We start from the raw sequence: 24,621 nt of genomic DNA on the forward strand, positions 1-24,621 counted from the left end.
AGTGAACTGAGGGTGTACTAAGTTTCAATATGTAAAAGCGAATTCGGCTTAATTAAGTTCAGCGCTATTGCACCACCCCAAGACTCTTTTGCTGCTTGCTTCAGCGTTCAATTCCTTGTTAAAAGCGATACGACAGGTATTTACACACCTGACAATGTTTGCAATATAGTCAAAATCACATAAATATAAGCTTCGGAACTTCAAATATAAAGCCAAAAAAAGCCAATGGCCAGGCCAGTAAATACATAAAAAAAGCCTGACCAGATGTACTCCGGCCAGGCTTTTTAAAGCTATACCTGAAAAATTACAGGTGAATTACTTCGTCGTAAGCGGCTGCGGCAGCCTCCATGATGGCTTCGCTCATGGTTGGGTGCGGGTGTACCGACTTGATGATTTCGTGACCAGTGGTTTCCAGTTTGCGGGCAACTACTACCTCAGCGATCATCTCCGTTACGTTGGCACCGATCATGTGCGCACCCAGGAACTCGCCGTATTTGGCGTCGAAGATCACTTTCACGAATCCGTCCTTCGCGCCGGCGGCGCTTGCCTTGCCGGAAGCCGAGAACGGGAACTTGCCAATTTTGATGTCAAGGCCCTGCTCACGCGCAGCCTTCTCCGTCAGACCCACCGAAGCGATCTCTGGAGAGCAGTACGTACAGCCCGGGATGTTGCCATAATTCAATGGCTCCGGATCGTGACCTGTGATGGCCTCCACGCAGATGATGCCCTCGGCAGATGCTACGTGCGCCAATGCCGGGCCTGGCACGATATCGCCGATGGCATAGATGCCGTCCACGTTGGTCTTGTAGTACTCGTCCACGATCACGCGGCCTTTGTCTACCTTAATGCCCAGTTCCTCAATACCGATGTTCTCAAGGTTGGTCTGTATACCTACCGCCGAAAGCACCACTTCCGCCTCCAGCGTCTCTTCGCCTTTGGCCGTTTTCACTTTCACTTTGCAAAGGTCACCGCTGGTGTCCACAGACTCCACAGAAGCATCGGTCATGATGTTGATGCCCGACTTGCGGAATGACTTGGACAGTTGACGCGATACCTCTTCGTCCTCTACCGGCACGATGTTCGGCAGGTACTCCACGATGGTCACTTTCGTGCCCATGGCATTATAGAAGTAAGCGAACTCCACGCCAATGGCGCCCGAACCCACTACGACCATGCTCTCCGGCATTTTGTCAAGCGCCATGGCTTGACGGTAGCCGATGATCTTCTTGCCGTCGATGGGCAGGTTAGGCAGCTCGCGTGAGCGGGCGCCTGTTGCCAGGATAATGTGGTCCGCCTCTACGGTGTCTTTTTTGCCTTCGGCGTTGGTTACCTCGATCTTGCCTTTAGCTACCACTTTACCGGTGCCCATGATGGCGTCGATCTTGTTTTTGCGGAACAGGAACTGGATGCCCTTGCTCATGCCGTCAGCCACACCGCGGCTACGCTTGATTACCGCGTTGAAGTCTACAGAGGCCTCCCCGATCGTAATGCCGTAGTCGGCCGCATGGTTGATGTATTCGAAAACGTTTGCGCTCTTAAGCAATGCTTTGGTCGGGATACAGCCCCAGTTCAAACAGATGCCGCCCAGCGACTCACGCTCGATCACACCTACTTTTAAACCCAGCTGCGACGCGCGGATGGCCGCTACATAACCGCCCGGGCCGCTACCCAGCACTACCAAATCGTATTTTGATGCCATAGTTTCTCTTTTTTAAATGCTGAGCAAAATTAAACGATAATCCCAACATCACAAAACCAGTTCTGCAACAGTGTTATCTGAGTTAAACATAGCACTATAAAAAGGCAGCACGCGGGCATTACCAAGAATTGCTACAAAAAATTGCATCGCTGTTCGGTATTGCACTGAACTGTTGTATTTTGCGCACCATAACATGAGGTAACCCCTACTGCATGAAAACAATTTTACTTCTGATCATACCTGTACTTCTAGCGCTACCGGCTTTTTCACAGAAGGCCGCAACGCAGCCTGCCCCGAAGAAGACGGCGCTGCAGCATTTCAATGCTGGCAACCAGAAATTTAAGTCTGGCAAGTACTCCGAGGCCATCAAAGAATACAGCGAGGTGCTGAAGCAGGAACCCGAGCACATCGTCACTATGACAAACCGCGGCATCGCCCGCGACCGCATATTGGACTACCGCGGCGCCATTGCTGACTTTGACAAAGCCCTGGCGCTTGATCCGAAACACGTAGAAGCCTGGGTAAGTCGTGGCCTCTCCAAGTATAACCTGCAGGACTACAAGGGTGCGCTCATCGATTTCAACACGGCCGTTTCGATCGATCAGCTACAGGCCCGCACCTACAACAACCGCGGCCTGGTGCGTTTCGCCCTGAAAGACTACCGCAGCGCCATCATCGACTACGGCCGCGCCATCACCCTGCAACCCAACTATGCCGAAGCCTATTACAACCGCGGAGCGCCCCGCTATACCAGCGGCGACGTGAGCGGTGCCTGCGAAGACTGGATCAAAGCGAACAAGCTTGGCGTGAAAGAAGCGGAGCAATACCTGAAGCAGTTTTGCGGACAGAATTCTACTGCTACTAATTCGGCGAAGTAAAAAGAGCTTTGTTCGCACTACGTAGGCGCGAGTGTCATCACTTGTGACGGCTATCGTGGGGCCTCTGGCCTAGTGGCAGGTATAACTACCTATACCGATAACTTTACCTATACCTGGCGTAGCTGCTGCTTCTCTATACTCTAAGCTAATTTATTTCATAGCTTCGCCTGTGCGGCGGGCACTCACTTTTTTCCTTGATGAAAAAAGTAAGCAAAAAAATCAAGACTCCCCAAACTCGCTGAACGCTCGAACAGTGGGTAGTCATTTTGTGCACCTGGCTGAAGTGATCTGTTTCATTGCCAGCGGGGCAAGATAGCCTTGCTATACCTGCCAGTGGTCTGTGGTCTGTGGTCTGTGATCGCAACTACAGCGCTTATACCTGTAAAGTAGTAGTGGCAGAAACTCCCCTCCTTGGATAAGGAGGGGTTAGGGGTGGTTGGACCCGGTACAGCGAAAGAACTACCGAAACCATAGTGCTATACCTGAAAACCGACAATAGCAGAAAGTCCCCCTTCGAAGGGGGCAGGGGGATGACAATCGTGCACAAGAATCCTGTTAATCCCTTAATCCTGAAAATCCTGATTCAGACAAGCTATTCCTGCAGACCTCGCGGTGTGCGCAGCTCCCGCGAGTGTCTAAACCAAAGGCCGCGGCTATGCCTTTTCAGCCGCTGTCGATCTGTTAGACGCTCGCAGGTCCGGAAGTCGAAGATCCCGAATCCTTTCGGGGACACTGCGAGGTTAGGCACCACCACTGGCTATCTAAGCTCACTCTCCTGTTTTGGGGTAAGGCTCTCAAAAAAAGGAGTGCAGAGGGATTACAGAAACAAAAAAGGGGCGCTGCGCAGCGCCCCTTTTTTGTTTCACTTAAAATAAACGTTATACCTCTTCTTCATTAAAACTCTTCTGTTGCTCCGTGGCCAGCAACTCCTGCTGCACACCTTTGGGCTCAATCGCCATTAGTTTGCCCTCCAGTTCAGACTTCAACTCTTCGAAAGCTTCTCTATACTTCTTTTCGATCGGGTGGGCAGACGGCAATTTCACTTTCAGAGCGTCAACCTGCTTGCCGTTTTTCCAGAAGCGGTAACACAGGTGCGGGCCAGTCGCCAGGCCGGTGCTGCCTACGTAGCCGATGGTCTGGCCCTGGCTTACGCGGGAGCCTCGTCTGATGCCTTTGGCAAATTTGGACATGTGCAGGTACTGGGTGGTATAGGTCTTGTTGTGCTTGATCTTCACATAATAGCCGTTGCCTTTGGTATAGGAGGCTTCCAGCACTACCCCATCGCCTACCGTGCGGATCGGCGTGCCACGCGGAGCGGCGAAGTCGGTGCCCAGGTGTGGCTTGTAGCGCTTCTGCACCGGATGGAAACGGTTCATGGTATAGCGGGAACTGATGCGGCTGTACTCCAGCGGCTCTCTCAAAAAAGCTTTCTTCAGGCTCTTGCCGTCCTGGTCGTAGTAGCCGGCTTTCTGGCCTTCCTGGCCAAACGCGATAGCATAGAGCGGTTTGCCTTCGTGCTCAAAGTAAGCGGCCTTGATCTTCCCGAAACCGATCACATTGCCGTTCACCTGCCTTTCGTCATAGATCAGTTTAAAATGGTCGCCGGGCTGCAGACGGCTCAGGTTGAGGCGCCAGGCGTAGATGTCGGCAAAGTGGTTGACCAGTTGCGGCGAGCCCCCGGCAGCCAGAATGGACTCAAATAAGGAACTCTCAATAAAACCGGCGATGGCACGCTCCACTACTTCTACCTCACGTTTTTCCAGGCGTATGTCCAGTTCCCCGTTCAGGTCATAGATCACATACTCCACTTCGTTTGGTTCATAGATGAAATAGCGGGCCGTCTGGGCGGAGTCCTGGGCGTGCAGGATGATATAGTTGCGTTTGGCGTTGATGCGGCGTACGTCGAAAATCTTTTTGGACTTGCGGGCCAGTTGGTCGATGGTGACCGGCGAGATGTTGAAGCTGGCCAGAATCTGCGAGAGGTTCTCACCTCTTTCCACGGTGCCTTCTACAATTTCGAGTGTGTCGGTGGGAATGCCGAAGATGATCGGGGCTGGTTTTTTGACCACAACCGCTGGTTCAGGCTCCGGCTCAGGTGCTTTTTTATTTTCTGAGAAATGGAATTTTTCGAAGCTGATTGTTTGCGCTGCCGTGATAAACACGAACATCGACACCGCGATCAGGATGGCTAGTCCGACACTACGTTTGAACATTACAAGGTACCTTTGGTTGGAAGAATGGCACGAAAATATGGTTTAACCGATAGAAATAAAAATATTCAAGAACACAATATTCAGATTATAAATATGTTGCAGCCTATATTCAGAATCAAACTATAGCATCAAAGCGACTTAACACGCATTACCACGATTGCACATTTGCCCGTTCAACTCATCTTAACCGACTAAAAATCAGAAAATTGTAGCCATCTAAAACTGGAGAATGCGGCGGCCCTTCTGAATAAAAAAATCTTTTATAACTTTGACCCTTATGAAAGCACTAGAAGGAAAAGTAGCCCTCGTAACCGGGGCATCAAAAGGTATAGGTCGCGCCATAGCCGAGAAGCTGGTAGAGATGGGCGCCCAGGTAGCATTCACCTACCTCTCAAGCGTTGAAAAAGGCCAGGCCCTGGAACAGGAACTGACTGCTAACGGCGGCAAAGCCAAGGGTTTCCGCTCCGACGCCTCTGACATGGCGCAGGCTGAGAAGCTGATCGAGGATGTGGTAGCCGAATTTGGCAAGATCGACATCCTGGTGAACAACGCCGGCATCACGCGCGATGGTCTTCTGATGCGCATGACCGAAGAGCAGTGGGATGCGGTGATCAATACCAACCTGAAATCTGTGTTTGCTTTAACGAAAGGTGCCACCAAGCACATGATGCGCGCCAAGAGCGGTTCCATCATCAACATCACCTCGGTAGTAGGTATAAAAGGCAACGCCGGCCAGGCCAACTACTCGGCTTCCAAGGCAGGTATCATCGGCTTCACGAAGTCTGTAGCGCTGGAGTTGGGCTCACGCAACATCCGCTGCAACGCAGTGGCCCCGGGCTTCATCGAAACCGAAATGACAGGCGAGCTCGATCAGAAAGTGGTAGACGAGTGGCGCAAGGCTATACCTTTAAAACGCGGTGGCACGCCGGAGGATGTGGCCAACGCCGTGGCCTTCCTGGCTTCCGACCAGTCGTCTTACATCTCCGGCCAGGTGCTGCAGGTAGACGGCGGCATGCTGACCTAAGTTTAAGAGTTGAGGGGTTTAAGAGTTTGTGAGTTAAGAATTCACTTCCCTCGGACTTTCAATGTATAATATCAGACCAATGCTAAAGCGTTTACGTTAGTAGCATTGGTCTTTTTCTTTTATCTTTAATCCTGAGATTATTTGATTCTTTAGAAGAAGAACTTCTTAAACTCCCAAACTCTTTAACTCTTAAACTTCTTTGGATTCCTTCCGCCTCATAACGACTTATTCGCCCTGGCTGATCCTGGCCTGTCTGGCTGTTGGGGCGCTCTACGCCTGGCTGCTGTATAGCAAGCGTACGCCCTGGTCTGCAGGTATAAACTATACCCTGGCGGCAGTGCGCTTTGTGGTGGTGAGTTTTGTGTGTTTCCTGCTGCTCGGTCCGATGGTGCGCTATGTCACCAACAGCACGCAGTCGCCTACCATTGTGTTTGCAGTAGACAATTCGCAGTCCGTGGCGCTGTTTTCAGACTCGGTGCAGCTCCGTCAGGCGCAGCAGGGACTGCAGGAATTGCGCAACAAATTGAAGGCGCAAGGTATACAGACAGAAGTACGCGTATTGAGCGAAGCAGAAGCACCGCAGGACTTGAGTGATTTGCAATATGAGGCCGAGACGACCAATCTGAGCGAGTTGCTCCACAAGGTGCAGCTTGATTTTGAGCAGCAAAACCTAGCTGGTGTCGTCCTGCTTTCGGATGGCATCGTGAACCAGGGCACCTCCCCCACTTACGCTAATTTTAACTACACCATATACCCCATTGCCGTGGGCGACACCGTGCCGAAGAAGGACATCGTGATGGCTTCGCTGCGCTACAACAAGGTAAACTACAGTGGTAACCGTTTCCCACTGGAGGCCGAGATACAGCAGCAGGGCTTCGATGGCACGTCCGTTACGGTGCAGCTGAAAGAGAACAAGAAGGTGATCGAGCGCAAAACCGTTGCCCTCAAAGCCGGACAGCCGCTGCAGCATGTGCCTTTTCAGGTGATGGCCAGCGGCCTGGGCAAGCGTCACTACGAGGTGGAAGTGCTGCCAGAGCAGGGCGAGTTTACGGATCTCAACAACTCCCGGAGTGCGTACATCGATGTGGTGAAAGGCAAGATAAAAGTACTCGTCGCTGCCGCGTCTCCCCATCCCGATATCAAGGCGCTGCGTGCCGCCATTGAGTCGAACGAGAACTATGAAACTGAGCTGTTTATACCTGGGCTGACCACGCTCAAGCAGCAGGACTACGATGTGGCCGTGCTCCACCAGCTGCCGGGCCGTACAGCCGGTGGTGAGGCGGCGCTCAATCTCGTGCGCCAGAAGAATTTGCCTGCCCTGTACATTATCGGGCCGCAGAGCGACATCGGTAATTTCAACCGCCTCAACGTGGGCATCCGCATCAACACACCGGGGCAGTCCGATGAAGTGACCAGCGTGTTCAACCCCAATTTCAGCACATTTAAGGTAGCCGAGGAAGCCACCGAGCGTCTGCAGCAGTATCCGCCAGCCACGGTGCCTTACGGCGACTACCAACTCACACCCAACACCGAAACGGTGCTGTACCAGCAAGTGGGGCGCGTGCGCACTACCAAGCCACTGCTCACCGTGCAGACCGTGGGCGACAAACGCAACGCGGCGCTACTGGCTTCCGGCACCTGGCAATGGCGACTGACTGAGACGGCTACCCACGAGAACGCCGCCGTGTACGACAAGCTGATCACCAACCTGGTGCAACTGCTCACAGCGCCCCGCAACAAAAAGCGCCTGAACGTATACCCGCAACTGAACGAATACAGCAGCTCCGACGAAATCCGGTTTGCAGCGGAAGCCTACAACGAAGCCCTGGAGCCAATTTACGGACAGAACATCACCCTCAAAATACGGGACACGGAAGGAGCCGAAAAGTCTTTTGAGTTCGCCAACGGCGAGAATCAGTCGGGCGTGAACATCGGCACCCTGCCGGGCGGTCGCTATACCTACACGGCCTCGGCCCGCATCAACGGCTCGCTGCAGCAGGACAAAGGCGAGTTTGTGGTAGAAGAGCGGCAACTGGAAGCCTTGCATGCGGTGGCCGATCACAACCTGCTGTACCAACTCGGTGCCAATACCGGCTCGAAGCTTTATTATCCCGCCCAGCTGCAGCAGCTGGAGCAGGACATCCTAAAAGCCGAGCACAAGGATTTGATCTACAGTTCTGAGTCGCTCAACGACCTGGTGGACCTGAAGTGGCTGTTCTTTGTGATCCTGGCGCTGGTATACGGCGAGTGGTTTGTGCGGAAGTACAATGGAAGTTACTAGACCTGCGCTCAATTATAAGGAAATGACGTTTTGCAATCTTGAAGCGCCACTGCCATGCAAATTCTCCTTTCGCTAGTGATTTTACTGGTGCCAAAGGCAGTTGCCGCCGGTGCGGGCTTGCAGTTCGTACCTACATTTCGTAAAGATTAAAATGCTCTTGGGGCTGGGACCGTGCTGCCGACTACTGTTTAAATTGTTTGAACCGACCTTGCATCAATTCAGATTTTCAATCCTTAATTTGAAATTAAAAGACTATGAAAAGCCCCACTGCACCACAACCTGTCGTCCTGGAAACAGACCGCTTATACCTGAGCGAGTATACGCCTGAGATAAGCAATCACCTTTTCACCGCGTGCAGCGACGAGGAAATAAAGGCTTTCCTGGGGCTGAAAACGGAGGATGAACTGGCAGAGGAGAAAGATAAGTTCAGCAAGGGCCTCACCACTTACTTCCACTCTTTCAAAAACTTCAGGATACTGGAGAAAGCCACTGGCACCATGATGGGCCGTTGCGGTTTCCATACCTGGGTGGTGAGTCACCGCCGGGCGGAGGTGGGCTATACCTTGCTAGAGGACAGCTACAAGCAAAAGGGCTACATGAAAGAGGCATTGGGCCCCGTGCTGGCGTATGGCTTCGAGGAAATGGGCCTGCGCCGCATCGAAGCGCTGGCCGCCGACTACAACACGCCCTCCATCAAACTGCTGAAGCACTACGGCATGCAACTCGAAGGCGTGATCCGGGAGCATTACGTGGTGGAAGGCGTCAACGAAGATTCCGTGCTTTACTCCATCATCCGCCCCGAATACGACAAGCTTAAAGAATCATGGAAGCTGCAGTTCCGGATTCATCAGCCTGAGCAGGTATAGCTTGTTATTGTTGATTGCTGATTGTCTGAACCTTCATATAGCCTCCCTACCCCCACGGATTGGCAGGATTCTCAATATAGATGATTGATTGTTGACAAAATCAATCCTAATTCAGATTAATGTTGACGGTGCACCATTAGATAGCATCAACTTCACTATAAGTCAAAATTCTAGAACTCCTCAACTCTTAAACTCTTAAACTTGAAATACCTTATCCTCAACAAGCCTTACGAAGTGCTCACCCAGTTTACAGACGAGGCAGGCCGGGCGACATTAAAGGATTTTGTGCCTGTGCCCAACATTTACCCGGTCGGTCGCCTGGACTATGACAGCGAGGGCTTGGTATTGCTGACAGACGACAAAGCCCTGCAGCACCGCCTCTCCGACCCGAAGTTTAAGATCGAGAAAACCTATTGGGTGCAGGTGGATGGTATACCTACTGAAGCAGCACTGGAGGAACTGCGCCGCGGCGTCGTGATCAAGGATGTAAAAACCGCTCCCGCCAAAGCCAGCCTGCTCGAAGAGGCCCCGCAGGTATGGGAGCGATCCAAACCGATCCGCTTCCGGAAAGACATTCCGACCAGCTGGGTAGAGATCAAAATTTCGCAGGGCATGAACCGGCAGGTGCGCCGCATGACGGCCGCTGTGGGCTTCCCGACCCTGCGCCTCATCCGGCCCGCTATTGGCCCGCTGAGTCTGGGCGAGCTGCAACCCGGCGAGTACCGCGAACTGACAGCCGAAGAAGTGGATAAATTGAAAACCCTAACCGCTGGCAGCAGTTTCGGAACTGGCAGCAGACCAAAGAGACCAGGCAGCGCCCCCAAAAGTACCGGCGGCCGTCATTACGACAGCCGCAACAACTCTAGCAGGAAGAAAAGATTTTAGAAAGATTATTTTCAACACCTTACAACCCTTTCCATCGTTTCGGGGTCCTGTACTTAAGGGGCTTGTAACTGTAAATTACAAAGGCCGCTCGTTTGATTTCACATCTAGAAACAGCTCTCATGAGAAAAGGACCTCTACCCGTTTTACAGCAGGCCATCGCCCTGTTGCTTTTCCTGCCGGCCCTGCTGCTAAGCTCCTGCTCCGACGAATGTGAATCGACCACCACCTATACCGTGTTTGAACCGGTGTACATGCTGCGGGCAGAACTGCAGCAGGCGGTGAAGGTAGCGCCTGCACAAACCCTCAAAGAGCCAGGTAAGATCTACTCAAAGGGTCACTACCTCTTCATCAACGAAATAGATAAAGGGGTTCACATCGTCGACAATTCTAATCCCAGAGCGCCGCGTTTCCTGAGCTTTATCTCTATCCCAGGCAATCTGGACATGGCAGTGAAGGGCAATATTCTGTACGCCGACAATTACATCGACCTGGTGGCCTTCGACATCAGCAATCCGCTGGATGTTAAGCTGGTCAGCCGGGTTGAGAATGTCTTCCCAACTTATTTCGGCATGCTCGTGAACGACACGGCTTCGGTATTTATTTCTGAGTTCGTAGAGACGCAGCTAACACATCCGGCCGGTACCGACTGCAACAGCGCTGGCCTGGGCTGGCGCAATGGCTGGATGACGTTAGACGGACGTTCCTTCGCTTCGGCCTCCGTGGTGCAGCCCAGCAATTCGGCTGGCAAAGGCGGCTCCATGGCGAGGTTCACGATCGCCGGTGATCACTTGTACACGGTCAGCAACTCAGACCTGCAGGTGCTCGATATCAGCAGCACGGCTAATCCGAAAAAGGGTGAGAAAATCAGGCTGGGCTGGGGCATCGAAACCATCTTCCCTTACAAGGACAAGTTGTTCATCGGCTCCACCACAGGTATGCACATCTACGACAACAGCAACCCGACCCAGCCGGTACACTTGTCTACCTACGCCCACGTCAACAGCTGCGACCCGGTGGTGGTGGAGGGCGACCTGGCCTGGGTGACGCTCCGCTCGGGTAATGCCTGCGCCGGTTTCACCAACCAGCTCGAAGTAATCAATATCAGCAACCCACGCAGTCCACAGCTTATCAAGACCTACCCCATGCAAAATCCGCACGGTCTGGGTATAGATCGCTCGACACTCTTCCTGTGTGAAGGCAAGTACGGCCTCAAGATTTTTGATGCGAAAGACCACCTGAAAGTGAGCGACAACCTTATCTCCCATTTCAAGGAGCATGATGCGTTTGATATCATTCCGCTGGGTAGCAACCTGCTGCTGATAGGCCAGGACGGCCTCTACCAGTACGACTACAGCAACCTGAAAGACATAAAACTGCTCAGCAAGCTGCCTGTATCACGCTAATCTCCCTATCGCCACCCCATGAAATTGCTATACCTGCTCACGCTGTTTCTTTTAACTTCCGGACTAACGATGGCGCAGTCCGAGGAGCCGCCTGTAAAACGCTACCTGGGCACTGTCGAGCTCGGCTACCTGTATGGCAACAACAAACAGGGTGATATAGACAATTTTGTAGCTGCGCCTTCTGTAAAGATCTTCAATGGCTTCCGCCTGCACAGACTGCTGGCCATCGGTGCCACGACTGGATTTGATTTTTATAACAATCTGCTGATCACCCCTTTTGCTCTGGGTATCCGTGGGGAGGTTTTCAACACACGTATCAGCCCGATCTACAGCGTCGATGCAGGGTATGGCTCCGCTTTCCTGAGCCACGAATCTGACAATGAAAAGAAGAAGGGTGGTTGGATGTTCAATCCGGCACTGGGCTTCCGGGTCAGGAGCGGCAACAGCACCGCCTATACCTTTGCGGCCGGCTACAAAACCCAAAAGGCAGAAACCGTCTACACCTGGGGGAGCAACATGACCGATCAAAAAATCAACTTCAAGCGCGTGTCGGTGCAGCTGGGCTTTATGTTTTAGCCTGCGCCCCTACTATATGCTTCACAATCTTCACGGCGTGCTCACGGGAGTTTTCAATAAACCACACATGCGTTTCCATACCGCCGCACACCACGCCGGCCAGGTATAGCCCGGGCAGGTTGGTCTCCATGGTTTCGGGGTTGTGGAAAGGGTGCCGGTACACGTCATCCGATAGCTTCACACCGACTTTCTTGAGGAAGGCGAAGTTGGGCTGGTAGCCGGTCATGGCCATCACGTAATCATTAGCAAGCGTTATTTTTCCCTCCGGCGTCTGGATATCCACTTCGTTTTCCCGCACTTCGGTAAGGCGGGAGTTAAAATAGGCCTTGATGCAGCCTTCGGCAATGCGGTTTTCCAGGTCAGGTTTGGTCCAGTACTTGATGCGGCCCAGCTCGCCGTCGCGCACCACCATCGTCACCTCAGCGCCTTTGCGCCAGGTCTCCAGTGCCACGTCCGCCGAAGAGTTGTTGGCCCCGATGACCACCACCTTCTGCTTGTAGTAGAAATGCGGGTCGTAGTAATAATGCCGTACCTTTTCAAGCTCCTCGCCCGGTATGCCGAGCCTGTTCGGGATGTCGTAGAAACCGGTCGCGATGATCACGTGCTTTGCCCTGTAACTGGCCTTGTTGGTGTGGATCAGGTATAGCTCTCCCTCCGGCACAAGCGCTGTCACTTCCTCAAACAGTTTGATGTTCAGGGCACCTACATCGGCTACCCGGCGGTAGTACTCCAGCGCCTCGTTGCGGTTGGGCTTGGCGTGAATAGAGGGAAACGGATAGCCTCCAATCTCCAGTCTGTCGGATGTGGAGAAAAAGGTCATGTGGAGGGGATAGTTGAAAAGCGAATTCACCAGCGTGCCTTTCTCCACGATCAGGTAGGTCAAGCCGGCTTTTTTAGCCTCCAGTCCGCAGGCGAGCCCGATGGGGCCACCGCCTACTATGAGTATGTCGAAAGTGTTATTCAATGTAAAGTGACTGGTTGTGATGAAAACAACTACTGTATGCAGAAGTTTATGAAAGTGTAGTACGTAAGATAAACGAATTCACTCACCCGCTTTCCCCATTGCATAGGCAATGCCACCCCAGATGTGCTGCAGAAACGCTGGTTCGCTGTAACTTTCTACGGTGTGGCCAAGACCGGTATAAAAAGCCCTGCCGCCATCGTAGGCTTGAAACCAGGCAATCGGGTGGTGCTCTCCATTCTTGCCACCTTCATAAGCTGACTCGTCCAGTCTGGCCAATACCTGCACATCCGGGTTCAGGCTTTTAAAGTTATACCATTCATCGGTGCGCTCCCACCTGGCTGGCAGTCCTTTCGTTGCGGGATGGTCTTTGTCAACCACAGTAACTACTGCCTGCTGCACTTTAGGGTGGCTCTCGAATTGAGCACCGACCAGCTTGGTGTACCAGGGCCAGTCGTATTCTGTGTCTGAGGCGGAATGTATACCTGCAAAGCCACCGCCTTTGCGAATATAATTTTCGAAAGCTGTTTGCTGCTCGGCGTTCAGTACATCCAGGGTAGTGTTCAGAAAGACAACGGCCTGGTATTGCTGTAGGGAGTCCGCCACAAAATACGCTGCATTTTCAGTTGTATCGACTTTCACCTGATGCTCACGCCCCAACTTTAGGATTGCCGCCTTGCCAGCAGGTATAGAGGCATGTCGGAATCCTGCTGTTTTGGAAAAGACGAGGATGCGTGAGGTCTCTGCTTCAGGGTCTGAAACCAAAGAGCTATCTGCCTGTTCGCAGGCTTGAAAACTGACGGCCACCAGCAGCAAGAGCAGGTATAAGCGTATGTTGACTTTCATATGAAATCCATTTTTTGGTTCACCCTTTTCAGGTATAGCCTTGGCAAAAAAAGCTCGATCAAGTTGAGAAATTATCATGACACTCCTACTCCGCCTCAACTCAGCGATAGCATGCATTAGTTGGTCCGGATAGAGGAATACGCAGGATTCAATATAACAAATACTTTACAGCTATTCGAGTTCTTCCAAAATCCGGTACAATTCCTTAGCTTTAGAAACTCAAACAATCTACTCTAAACTATACCTACATCTACACAATGCAAAAGCGTATACTTTCTGTCGCGCTGCTGGTAGCCCTGAGCGGGGGCGCTGTGCAGGCTCAGAAGAAAGCACCCAAGCAGCCGGCCTACACACCCGCCAAAGAAAGGCTGCAGGCGTTCGAGAAGCGTCAGCAACTCGATCAGAATTCCCTTGTCCGTAACGTAGCCTTCCGCAATGTGGGTCCTACCGTGCAAAGCGGACGCATCACCGATTTGGATGTGAACCCGAAAGACCCCACTAATTTTTACGCAGCCTATGCCTCGGGCGGTCTTTGGAGAACTAATAATAATGGCATTTCCTTTGAGCCGATCTTCGACAACGAAGCGGTGATGACCATCGGTGACATTGCCGTGGATTGGAATAACAACCAAACCATCTGGATCGGAACCGGCGAGAGCAACTCCAGCCGCTCTTCCTACTCCGGCGTGGGCGTGTACAAAAGCACCGACGGGGGCAAAACCTGGCAGCACATGGGCCTCGACGATACGCACCACATTGGTCGCATCGTGCTACACCCGACCGACCCGAACACGGTTTGGGTAGCGGCCGTAGGGCACCTGTACTCACCAAACAAAGACCGCGGCATCTACAAAACCACGGACGGCGGCAAGACCTGGAAGAAGACACTCTATATCGACGATAACACAGGCGCTATTGACTTGGTGATTGACCCGAAGAACCCGAACAACGTGTACGCAGCCATGTGGCACCGCGAGCGCCGCGCCTGGGATTTCGTGGAGGGCGGCAAAACATCCGGTATCCATAAGTCAACGGACGGCGGTAACACCTGGACGCGTGTGACGACCGAAGGCAGCGGCTTCCCGACTTCTGATGGCGTAGGCCGCATTGGTCTGGACATCCATCCGGGCAACCCGAACATCATCTATGCTTTCCTGGACAACCAGGAGCTACGCCAGGTGGAGAAAAAGGAGCCGAAAGCGGGTGAACTGCAGAAAGAGCAGTTCAAAGGTATGACGACGGAAGCCTTCCTGGCGCTCAATGACAAGGACCTGAACAGCTTCCTCGACAACAACCGATTTCCGTCCAGGTATACCGCCAAAACGGTGAAGGCAGATGTGAAGAGCGGCAAGATCAAACCTGCTGCTTTGGCAGAGTATCTCGTGGACCCGCTGGCCGTGACGACAGAGGCCTCTGTGAAGGGCGCTGAGCTATACCGCTCTGATGACGCTGGCAAGACCTGGAAGAAAACGCACGAAAAGCCGATCGACGATATGTACTCGAGCTATGGCTACTACTTCGGTGTGGTGCGTGTGGCGCCCTACAATCCGGATAAGGTATACCTGCTGGGTGTGCCCCTCCTGACCTCAGATGACGGTGGCAAGACGTTCCGCAACATCGAGGGCGACAACGTGCACTCCGACCACCAGGCCCTGTGGGTGAGCCCTGACAAGCCCGGCTATGTGATCAACGGCAACGACGGTGGCCTGAACATCACCTACGATGACGGCAAGACCTGGGCGATTGCCAATACGCCTTCGGTAGGTCAGTTCTACGCCGTGGCTGTGGACATGGAGAAACCTTACAACATCTATGGCGGTCTGCAGGACAACGGCACCTGGTACGGACCGAGCAACTACCAGTTCAGTTCCGCCTGGACACAGAACGGCCGTTACCCGTACCAGCGCCTGGGCGGTGGCGACGGCATGATGGTGCAGGTGGACTTCCGTGACAACAACACCGTATACCTGGGCTCGCAGTACGGCAACTACGCCCGCGTGGACAAGCGCACCGGCCAGCGTGTATCCGTGAAGCCGACGCACGAACTGGGCGAAACACCGCTCCGCTTCAACTGGGAGAGCCCGATCCATTTGAGCCGCCACAACCAGGATATCCTGTACTTCGGCTCCAACAAATTCCACCGCTCCATGAAAAAGGGCGAGGAGATGCAAACGCTCTCGGGCGACCTGACCAACGGCGGTCTGAAAGGCGACGTGGGTTTCGGCACCCTGACCAGCATCGACGAGTCTCCACTGAAGTTCGGCCTACTCTATACCGGCTCTGATGACGGGGCGGTTCATGTGTCCAAAGACGGTGGGTATAACTGGGAGAACATCTCGAAAAAACTGCCGCAGCACATGTGGGTATCCACGATCGTGGCATCGAACCACAGCGAAAACCGGGTGTATGCTTCGCTCAACGGTTACCGTTGGGATGATTTCACGCCATACCTGTACGTGTCGGAAGACAACGGCAGGAAGTGGGAGCGCCTGGGCACCAACCTGCCAGCTGAGGCTATCAACGTGATCAAAGAAGATCCGAAAAATGCGAACCTGCTTTACGTAGGCACTGACCATGGCCTCTACATTTCGCTTGACCGCGGCAAAACGTTTATGCAGATGCGTAATGGTATGCCGGCTGTGTCGGTGCACGACGTGGTGGTACATCCGCGCGACAACGACTTGATCGTGGGTACGCACGGCCGCTCCATCTACATTGCCAATGTGGAGCACCTGCAGCAGCTCACGCCAGAGATTCAGAACCAGAAACTGCACCTGTTCGCTTTCCAGCCGACCAACTACAACCCGCGTTGGGGACAGTCGTGGGGTGCCTGGGGTGAGCCGGCGGAGTCTTCACTGGAAATTCCTTACTACACAGCGCAGGCAGGCACAGCCATTATCCGCATTAAGACTGATAAAGGGCAGCTCCTGAAAGAACTGAAAGACGAGCACGAGCGTGGTCTGAACTACGTGGGTTACAACTTCTCGGTAGATGAAGCCAACGCGAAAGCCTATGAAACGGCTATGAACGGCAGTAAGAAGGACGGCGAGGAAACGGTAAAAGTAGAAGCTGCTAACAACAAAGTAATTTACCTGCAGCCAGGCAAGTATACCGTGGAAGTAGAAACAGCCGATGGTGGCAAGGCTACTTCTGAGTTTACTTTGAAAGCTCCTGAGAGAAGAAGCAGAAGCTAATTCTGGCTTAAGCCATACCTGAAACAAGAAAGGCGGCCCCAGTGGGGCTGCCTTTCTTGTTTTATACCTGTAACTCTAAAGGCAAATTTTTGATCGCCAATTATTCTGGCACATATATTGTTATAAAAATTTATAGAATATTTTGCATATTAGATACGGGCTTTGTTACAGTCTTTTTATCTCTAACGCTTACCTAAAAATTCAAGCTAATGAAAATCAAACTTCTACTCTTCTCACTTCTGTTCGCCTTCTCCCTCTCCGCAATGGCACAGGACAAGTGGACACCTAAGGTTGGCTATGGCATCGTGTATGCCGGAAACGGCGACATTCCCGGTCACTGGTTCATGGGTGGCATGCAAACACATATCTCAAAACGTTCGGGTTTCGAGATATTGGCAACCGGCACTTACATTGAGCAAACGAGACCTTGGGGATCAGGATACGAGACCTTTCAAAAGTCAAATGGTGTAGCGGTTGAAGGAGTCTATAACCTGTTCGTCAACGCAGGTCCTGTCCAGCTTTACCCTGCTGTAGGCCCGGTGATCAGGTATGCCAGCGAACGGGAATTACATGGACTTTCCATTCAGTACAATGGGCAGGGCGGCATCACGGACTTCCACCCTGACATGCGCTCCAGAAATGGTTTGCAGGCAGGCTATGTCTTGGCCCTCAATCTGGATGTGAAGGTAAAACAACACCTCACCTTCGGACTCAGGGGCTCTGTTCAAAGTTTCCATACTGGGCAGCGGCTGGCGGCTGTGGGCCTGACCTTGAAGAATGCCAGATGGTAACTTCAATTCAACACCTCTTTAGATAGATGCCCGCACCGACAGCACAACGTTTCTGCCCGCCGCCGCTATACCTGACGAGTAAGGCCGGTAACGCTGATCGGTGATGTTCTCTATACCTGCGATCAGCGACAGGTGTCGGGTCAGTTGATACAGCGCCTTCAGGTTGAGTGTGGCCCAGGCCGGACTGTAAGGGTTCCCGTTTCCGTCAGTGGCATACAGGTACGCTTTGTCCTGCTCTTCCGGTGTCAGCTGGCTATACCGGATCGCTCCGTTGAACACAGTATAGAGGTCTGCTTTCAGGCGATGGCGGGAGTAGGTCAATCGTACGGTTCCGAAAGTTGGGGCAGCATGTCGCAAAGGTGCCTCCGTGCCATTGTCCAGTTCCTCACGGCCACGTTGCACATTATACCTGGCAGCAAGGCCAAAACCAGCTGGGAGCTTCAGTTCTACACCTGCCTGCACGCCCCACACCCTGGCAAAGGCGGCGTTCTGAATTGCCTGTACCTGACTGCGTTCCCCCTCATACTCGATGCTGCTGTTGCCGTTCAGGGTATAGTCCCGCCGCACCAGCGCATCCTGCAGGTAGGTATAAAAAGCGGTCGCGTCCAGCTTCAGCAACTCCCCGAATGTTTTAGCCGCTCCCAGGTCGGCATTGTAAGCATACTCCGGCTTCAGATCCGGATTAGGCACGACCACCAGCCCCGGTGCCGAGTCGAATATCTTGCCGATGTCATCCACGTTCGGTGAGCGGAAACCGGTAGACAAATTGCTGCTCAGTTGCCAGGAAAGCGAAGGGCTGTACACCAATCCGGCACTACCCGTCACGGCCCCTGTGTTGATACCGGCGGAGGTAAAAGGAAGATCATAGAAACTGTTGTCGAAGTTCGCATTCAGCAGAATGTGGTTATACCTGGCTCCTGTCAGCACCGTGAGTTTCTCGCCCGCTTTAAAGCGGTAGGTCAGGAAGGCGGCATGCGAACTCCAGTCAGCAACGTCCGGGTAACGGGAAGGTCCAGGTGCGATAGCCCCGGTATTTACGTTATAGTCGGTACCGGTGGAGTGCACTTTGTTAATGACCGTTTCCAGTCCATAGAACAGGTGGTGCCGCGCCCCGAGCGCTTTCTCAAAGTCCAGGTTGGCGGAGTAGGCGTTTACTTTTTCGTAGCGGTTATACCTTGTCGCTTTGGCCAGGTCCCGGTTGTGTCGACTCTCCTCAAAGAGCTGATGCGCTAGTCCGATGCTGAGCTGATCGTAAATTTTATTGTTTGCCCGATGTGTCGCCTGCAGGTGCTGCATAGCCCATACCTGCGGACCGTAATACCACTCCGCCGATCGGAGCGTTCCGTTTCGGTAAAGGGTGAGCCGGTCGTAGCGGGGCACGTTGGAGGTGGCAGAGTAATGGAAACCGTACTGAAGTTCCCAGTTGTCGCTGGGCCTATACCTGATCTTCTGCATCAGGTTCAGCTGGTCGTAACCGGTATCTACCTGACGCTCCGGATCGGTGTTTGTGATCACCTCGTCATGCCCGTTTTGGGTGCGCACATACTCCCTCCGCAGGTAGTCATCCAGCCCGTTTGAGCCCATGCGGAGGTCGCCGTAATCGCTGTAAGTGGCACTGGTCAGGACGGCCCACTTTTTCAGGCCGTAGCGCAGATCCAGGTGGCCCGTCTTCTCGTTGTTAGCCGACGACCACCTAACGGCAGCATTTCCTTTAACTAACGGCGTAGCGCCTGTTGCAAACCTGGGAGACAAGGTATAGAAGTTCATCACGCCCCCTATGGCATCGCTGCCGTACATGACGGAGCCCGGACCGAACAGCACTTCAGTTCTTTCCGTGGCAAAGGGGTCGAGTGAGATGACATTCTGCAGGTTGCCGCTCCGGAAGATGGCCGTGTTCATGCGCACGCCGTCCACCGCGATCAGCACCCGGTTGGTGGCAAAACCCCGGATCATGGGACTGCCGCCGCCGCCCTGGCTTTTCTGGATATATACCTCCCCCGTCTGCCCCAGCATATCGGCGGCTGTCTGTGGTTGCTGCAGCAGCACGTCTTTTGGCCGTATGGTACTCACGCGCTGTGGCACTTCTTTGGCATCCTGCTGCCAGCGGGTGGCCGAAACAACCACGGTGGCCAGGGCAATTTTGTTTTCGCGCAGGTATAGCTGAAAGCCCTGACGCTGGAGTTGCGCATACGACAATACTTGCTGCTCATAACCCACCAGGCGAACCGCCAAGCTGTCCAGCCCTTTAAACGAGGTGACATCCGCCTGACCTTTGCTGTCCGTCAAGCTTGTTTGTGTTGATTGTATACCTGAGACCTGCACCATCTCCAGCGGCTGCTGGGTCACCTGGTCCTTCACGGTCAGAACCTGTGCGAACGTGGAAGAACTGAACAGGCACAACCATCCCATCACATGCAGGAGATTCTTCATGCTGCTTACTCGCTTTTGATCTTTCTGATCTGTCTGGGATAGAACCACAGGAAGAACCCCGTCACTGAGAGGATCAGAAGCCCAAGGCCCAGCACGTTCATGGAGATCAGTTTGAAAAGATCGCTGATGATGGAGCCGTCGTGTATTTTCTCGATCCAGTCAGAATGCCGGCGGGCAACGGAAAGGACTTTGCCCGTGCTCGCATCCAGCTGCACCTCCCAACTGCCTTCTTTGAAAATGGTCTTGACGATGCCTTTGTCCAGGCGGGCTTCAATGCGGTCGATGGGGTTGTTGTTGATAGCCTGCGCAGAGTCCAGCCCCGCAAGAGATCGTGCTGACAACTCCGCCAGCGGCAGCCACTGTTGCAGGTCGGTGCTGGCTCCTTTTTGCGTGGGTGGCTGGAGCAAATCCACATCCTTCTTCCAACCCAGCAATATACCTGTCACACTGCTGATCAGGATAAACACGCCCATAAAAAGCCCCAGGTAGCGGTGGTAGGTCCGAAAGTTTCGCAGCCGGTCGGCGAGCGTTCTTACTTTCTGTTTCACAAGGGTGGCAGTACTGGTACTCACGTAATTAGGTTGGGATAGGTATGAAAGCCCAATATCCAACAATTGCGGCAGATAAACAATGTGGCGACACCAGTCTTTAAAATTTGCGTACTAATTGCAACCATTCTCCGTTTTATGGGCTCCTAAGGTTGATTAACCAATAAAATTATGATTAAACTGTTCTATCCACTCCTGGCTTTGGCGCTCCTGACCGAGTGTCAGCCAGAAGAAGTACACGAAGTCGCCTCCTCCAGGCAAGAATCCTCCAGGCAAGAAGAAGGAGACCTGAAATTTGGCCAGGAGGCGCTCCTGCAGCAGTATGGGCAAGTTACGATGTATGGGGAGGGGGTGCCCCGCCGCCTGATCGTTGCCCTGAAAAATATCCAGGATTCCCGGTGCCCGACCGATGTTGACTGTGTGACGGCGGGCAACGCCACCGTTGCGCTGCGGGCCTCCAACAGCCAGGGTGCAAACGAAAACATCACGCTTTGCATCGGCGATTGCGGAACCGATGGCACAAGAGAAACCCATACCCTGGCGGCAGAGGTCGGCGGTGTCAACTATAACTTCACACTGAAAAACGTGAAGCCATACCCAGGCCAGGCGCACGAAGGCGAAGTACAAAAAGCGGCTTTGGTAGTGGAGAAGAAATAGGCCTATACCTATTCTATACCTGTGGCATCCGTAAAATGCTGCCAAGGCTGAACACGTAAAATTATTCTAACAAGAAAGCCCTGCCATTGCTGGCAGGGCTTTCCGTTTTAGCAGGTATAGCTTACCTTATAAAGACCCCGTTGCCGGGGCAGCTTCTGCTTTCTTCACGGAGATAGCGTCCACGCCTTTCTCCTTCACCAGTTTGTTCAGGGCCGGCACATCCTGCGTCTGCACTTGCTTAAAGAGATTCAACTGCTCGTCGATCTGGGCGGTGATTTCCTGCTTGAAGGCATAGGCCTGATCGGTTGGACGGAAGTCGCCGGTGCTCACCTGCCCCACCAGGTTTGCCAGCTTGTTGTTGAGGCGGATCGGGAAGTTGAGCGGGTCCTGGCCACTGCGGTTCTTCGTCTGGTACAGGGCCTCCTCAATGGCGGTGATCTTCTTGTCGATAGCCGTGGCAGACTCCACCACGTCTTTGTAGTTTTCCTGTCCTTTCAGGTTGCCTTTGAGCGTGTTCAGTTGGGCCCGCATGGTGCGGATGTCCTTGATCGCATCGTGCGTTTCGGTCAGCTTGTCGCGCACCTCCGTGAGGAAGGTGAACTGAGCTGCCCGGTCCTCTGGCGTGGCTTTGGTGCGCGGGTCCGGCAGGATGGTGAAGTCCGTTTCCTGGCTTTCTTTGTTCACTGTCAGCTTCGCCTTGTAGTTTCCAGGTATAGCTTTCGGCCCCTGCAGACCACCACCCCACAGGATGATGCCGTCAAACTTACTCGCCTCCGGGTAACGCATGTCCCACACAAAGCGGTTCATACCTTCCTTCACTTCCAGCTTGTCCTTCTTCTCTTTGGCGCTGCTCACATAGCTGCGAATCAGTTTTCCGTCCTGGTCCAGGATTTCCAGCTGCACCACGGTCGCTGAATCCGGTTTCTGTGGCAGGTAGTAGTGTACCATCACACCGCCCGGATGGTTCTCGCCGGCCGTCTTGGACAGGCCACGGTTGCCACCGTCCATTTTGTAGCTGTCCAGCGGCTTGTAGAGGTGGAACTTGCTCTTGGCTATACCTTCGTTCAGCTGGTGCAGCGGCGTCAGGTCGTCGATGATCCAGAAGCTGCGGCCCTGGGTGGCGGCGATCAGGTTATCATTCTTGATGGTGAGGTCCGTGATCGGCACAATCGGTAGGTTCAGCTGGAACGACTGCCAGCTTTGTCCGTCGTTGAACGACACGTACATACCGTATTCTGTACCAGCGTAGAGCAGACCATCGCGTTTCGGATCGGCGCGCACCACACGGGTGAAGTGGTAACCAGGTATACCGCTAGTGATCTTCGTCCAGGTCTTGCCGTAGTCGGTCGTCTTGTACAGGTAAGGACTGAAGTCGCCGGACTTGTACATCGTGGCAGCCACGTAAGCGGCTCCTTTCCGGGTCGGGTGCGCCTCGATGCTGTTGATCTGGATCCACTCCGGCATGCCCTTCGGCTGTACCTTCGCCCAGTTCTTGCCATTGTCACGTGTCACGTGGAGCAGGCCGTCGTCCGATCCGGTCCAGATCACGCCCGGCTCCACCGGCGATTCGTTGATGGCGAAGATGGTGCCGTAGTACTCCACGCTGGTATTGTCCTTGGTGATTGGTCCGCCTGATGGCCCCAGTTTCGTCGAGTCGTTACGAGTCAGGTCCGGGCTGATGGTCTCCCAGGATTGCCCCTCGTTGTAGGTCACGTGCACGTGGTTGGACGTGGTGTAAAGTTTTTTCGGGTCGTTGGGCGAGAACATGATCGGGAAGTTCCACTGGAAGCGGTACTTCATCCCTTCGGCGCCGTGGCCCATAGGGTTGTCCGGCCATACGTTGATCACCCGCTCCTGCCCGTTGCTGTGGTCCACGCGAGACAAGAAGCCGCCGTAGTTGCCGCCATACACAATTTCGGGATTCTCCGGGTTCACGGCCAAGTGCGCACTCTCTGAACCGGCTGTTTCCTCCCAGTCATTCTCGGTGATGCTATACCCAGTGGAGCGGTGGCTGATGCGCACGGTCGAGTTGTCCTGCTGCGCGCCGTAAATGCGGTATGGGAAATGGTTATCGGTCACCACGCGGTAGAACTGACCGGTGGGCTGGTTGTTCATGGTGCTCCAGTTCATGCCGCCATCGGAGGTTACCTGCGCACCGCCGTCATCGGCGATCACCATGCGCGAAGGGTTCTCGGGGGCGATCCACAGGTCATGGTGGTCGCTGTGCCCGGCGTAGGCTGAGCTAAACGTTTTGCCGCCGTCCTTGCTGCGGTGGTAGGCCACGTTCAGTACGTATACTACGTCTTCATCTTTCGGATCGGCATACACGCGGGTATAGTACCAGGCCCGCTGGCGCAGGTTACGATCATCATTCACTTTACGCCAGGTCAGGCCGCTGTCGTCAGAGCGGAACAGGCCGCCTTCATCGGCTTCCACCATCGCAAACACCCGGTTGGAGTTCACCGGCGACACCGTTACGCCGATAATACCGAGCGTACCTTTCGGCAGGCCTTCGTTCTTCGAGATGTCTTTCCAGGTTTCCCCGCCGTCGGTGCTTTTCCAGATGCCGGAGCCGGGTCCGCCGGAAGAAAGGCTGTACGGATTGCGGCGCACGTTCCAGGTGGTGGCGTACAGGTGGCGCGGGTTGTTCGGGTCGAGGATCAGGTCCACGGCGCCGGCATCTTTGTTGGCGAACAAGGTCTTCTTCCAGGTCTTGCCGCCGTCCGTGCTCTTGAACACACCGCGCTCTTCATGCGACTTGTAGAGGTCACCCATCACAGCCACATACACGATGTCCGGGTTCTGCGGATGAATGCGGATACGGCCGATGTGCTTGGAATCTTTCAGCCCAATGTGTTCCCAGGTTTTGCCGGCATCCACTGAACGCCACATACCATGGCCAGACGATACGTTGCCGCGCACCGTCTTCTCCCCTTCTCCTACATAGATCACATTCGGATCGGCCTCACTCACAGCCACTGCCCCGATAGAGCCACCGAAGAAGCCATCCGAGATGTTTTCCCAGGTAGCGCCGCCGTCTGTGGTGCGCCAGACGCCGCCACCCACGGAGCCCATGTAATATAGGTTTGGTTTGCCGGGCACGCCCGTCACGGTAGCCGAACGTCCGCCCCTGAAAGGGCCAATGGAACGCCAGGTCATACCGTTGTAGAGTTTGGCATCGAAGGGGGAGGCTGTTTCTTTCTGCTTGCTGCTGCGTGGCTTTTGTTTCTGCGCCACTGCTTCTGGCGCAGACAATGTCAGAGCCAGAAGCAGACAAGCCGTGGTGCCTGTTCTTAGAAAGGTGCTTATCATGTAAAGGTGAGCGAAAAGATGATAGATCAGTTTGTTTGAACTTCTGATTTATAAAAG

17 protein-coding genes are annotated in these 24,621 nt (G+C 53.7%); 10 read left to right on the forward strand and 7 right to left on the reverse strand.

All coding sequences use genetic code 11. The annotated features are described in order from the left end of the window. Nucleotides 1-304 precede the first annotated feature (304 nt). Nucleotides 305-1,699, reverse strand: coding sequence for a dihydrolipoyl dehydrogenase (gene lpdA / locus IEV97_RS13495; protein WP_188502016.1), 1,395 nt, complete (start codon nt 1,697-1,699; stop codon nt 305-307). A 212-nt stretch (nt 1,700-1,911) separates the two neighbouring features. Here lpdA and IEV97_RS13500 point away from each other — a divergent pair, with 212 nt between their 5' ends. Then, complete coding sequence (locus IEV97_RS13500; protein ID WP_188502017.1) at nt 1,912-2,577, forward strand: tetratricopeptide repeat protein; 666 nt, start codon at nt 1,912-1,914, stop codon at nt 2,575-2,577. Nucleotides 2,578-3,455: 878 nt separating this feature from the next. Here IEV97_RS13500 and IEV97_RS13505 read toward each other — a convergent pair. After that, on the reverse strand, nt 3,456-4,790 hold the full coding sequence (locus IEV97_RS13505) for a M23 family metallopeptidase (protein ID WP_188502018.1): 1,335 nt from the start codon (nt 4,788-4,790) through the stop codon (nt 3,456-3,458). 277 nt (nt 4,791-5,067) lie between these two features. Here IEV97_RS13505 and fabG point away from each other — a divergent pair, with 277 nt between their 5' ends. The 6 genes from fabG to IEV97_RS13535 all read left to right on the forward strand — a co-directional run bounded on the left by fabG (nt 5,068) and on the right by IEV97_RS13535 (nt 11,825). Continuing rightward, nucleotides 5,068-5,814: a 3-oxoacyl-[acyl-carrier-protein] reductase gene (fabG, locus tag IEV97_RS13510; protein WP_188502019.1), complete on the forward strand. Its 747-nt coding sequence runs from the start codon at nt 5,068-5,070 to the stop codon at nt 5,812-5,814. A 199-nt stretch (nt 5,815-6,013) separates the two neighbouring features. Continuing rightward, nucleotides 6,014-8,095, forward strand: coding sequence for a vWA domain-containing protein (locus tag IEV97_RS13515; RefSeq protein ID WP_188502020.1), 2,082 nt, complete (start codon nt 6,014-6,016; stop codon nt 8,093-8,095). Nucleotides 8,096-8,349: 254 nt separating this feature from the next. Beyond that, entirely contained in the window at nt 8,350-8,961 is a 612-nt protein-coding gene (locus IEV97_RS13520; protein WP_188502021.1) for a GNAT family N-acetyltransferase, read from the forward strand. Between the two features lie 201 nt (nt 8,962-9,162). Then, nucleotides 9,163-9,846 (forward strand): pseudouridine synthase, encoded by a 684-nt coding sequence (locus IEV97_RS13525; protein ID WP_188502022.1) that lies wholly within the window; start codon nt 9,163-9,165, stop codon nt 9,844-9,846. 119 nt (nt 9,847-9,965) lie between these two features. Further along, a complete protein-coding gene (locus IEV97_RS13530) occupies nt 9,966-11,249 on the forward strand; it encodes an LVIVD repeat-containing protein (protein ID WP_229733939.1) in 1,284 nt (427 codons plus the stop codon). An 18-nt stretch (nt 11,250-11,267) separates the two neighbouring features. After that, the gene (locus IEV97_RS13535) at nt 11,268-11,825 is read left to right on the forward strand and encodes a hypothetical protein (RefSeq protein WP_188502023.1); all 558 of its coding nucleotides are present in this window, start codon (nt 11,268-11,270) and stop codon (nt 11,823-11,825) included. Here IEV97_RS13535 and IEV97_RS13540 read toward each other — a convergent pair. Continuing rightward, nucleotides 11,815-12,789 (reverse strand): YpdA family putative bacillithiol disulfide reductase, encoded by a 975-nt coding sequence (locus IEV97_RS13540; RefSeq protein ID WP_188502024.1) that lies wholly within the window; start codon nt 12,787-12,789, stop codon nt 11,815-11,817. The genes IEV97_RS13535 and IEV97_RS13540 overlap by 11 nt on opposite strands. A gap of 78 nt (nt 12,790-12,867) precedes the next feature. Beyond that, nucleotides 12,868-13,632 (reverse strand): ThuA domain-containing protein, encoded by a 765-nt coding sequence (locus tag IEV97_RS13545; RefSeq protein ID WP_188502025.1) that lies wholly within the window; start codon nt 13,630-13,632, stop codon nt 12,868-12,870. A gap of 257 nt (nt 13,633-13,889) precedes the next feature. Here IEV97_RS13545 and IEV97_RS13550 point away from each other — a divergent pair, with 257 nt between their 5' ends. Beyond that, on the forward strand, nt 13,890-16,826 hold the full coding sequence (locus IEV97_RS13550; protein WP_188502026.1) for a VPS10 domain-containing protein: 2,937 nt from the start codon (nt 13,890-13,892) through the stop codon (nt 16,824-16,826). A 209-nt stretch (nt 16,827-17,035) separates the two neighbouring features. Next, on the forward strand, nt 17,036-17,617 hold the full coding sequence (locus IEV97_RS13555; RefSeq protein ID WP_229733940.1) for a hypothetical protein: 582 nt from the start codon (nt 17,036-17,038) through the stop codon (nt 17,615-17,617). Nucleotides 17,618-17,635: 18 nt separating this feature from the next. On the opposite strand, the gene IEV97_RS13560 is transcribed toward IEV97_RS13555, so the two are convergent. Together IEV97_RS13560 and IEV97_RS13565 are read right to left on the reverse strand one after the other, a co-directional pair. Next, complete coding sequence (locus IEV97_RS13560; RefSeq protein WP_188502027.1) at nt 17,636-20,047, reverse strand: TonB-dependent receptor plug domain-containing protein; 2,412 nt, start codon at nt 20,045-20,047, stop codon at nt 17,636-17,638. 5 nt (nt 20,048-20,052) lie between these two features. After that, nucleotides 20,053-20,595, reverse strand: coding sequence for a PepSY domain-containing protein (locus IEV97_RS13565; protein ID WP_229733941.1), 543 nt, complete (start codon nt 20,593-20,595; stop codon nt 20,053-20,055). A gap of 171 nt (nt 20,596-20,766) precedes the next feature. Here IEV97_RS13565 and IEV97_RS13570 point away from each other — a divergent pair, with 171 nt between their 5' ends. Then, a complete protein-coding gene (locus tag IEV97_RS13570; RefSeq protein ID WP_188502029.1) occupies nt 20,767-21,252 on the forward strand; it encodes a hypothetical protein in 486 nt (161 codons plus the stop codon). A 126-nt stretch (nt 21,253-21,378) separates the two neighbouring features. On the opposite strand, the gene IEV97_RS13575 is transcribed toward IEV97_RS13570, so the two are convergent. Then, a complete protein-coding gene (locus IEV97_RS13575; protein WP_188502030.1) occupies nt 21,379-24,564 on the reverse strand; it encodes a WD40/YVTN/BNR-like repeat-containing protein in 3,186 nt (1,061 codons plus the stop codon). Between the last annotated feature and the right edge of the window lie 57 nt (nt 24,565-24,621).

This window comes from Pontibacter amylolyticus (assembly GCF_014638845.1).
Classification (GTDB): domain Bacteria; phylum Bacteroidota; class Bacteroidia; order Cytophagales; family Hymenobacteraceae; genus Pontibacter; species Pontibacter amylolyticus.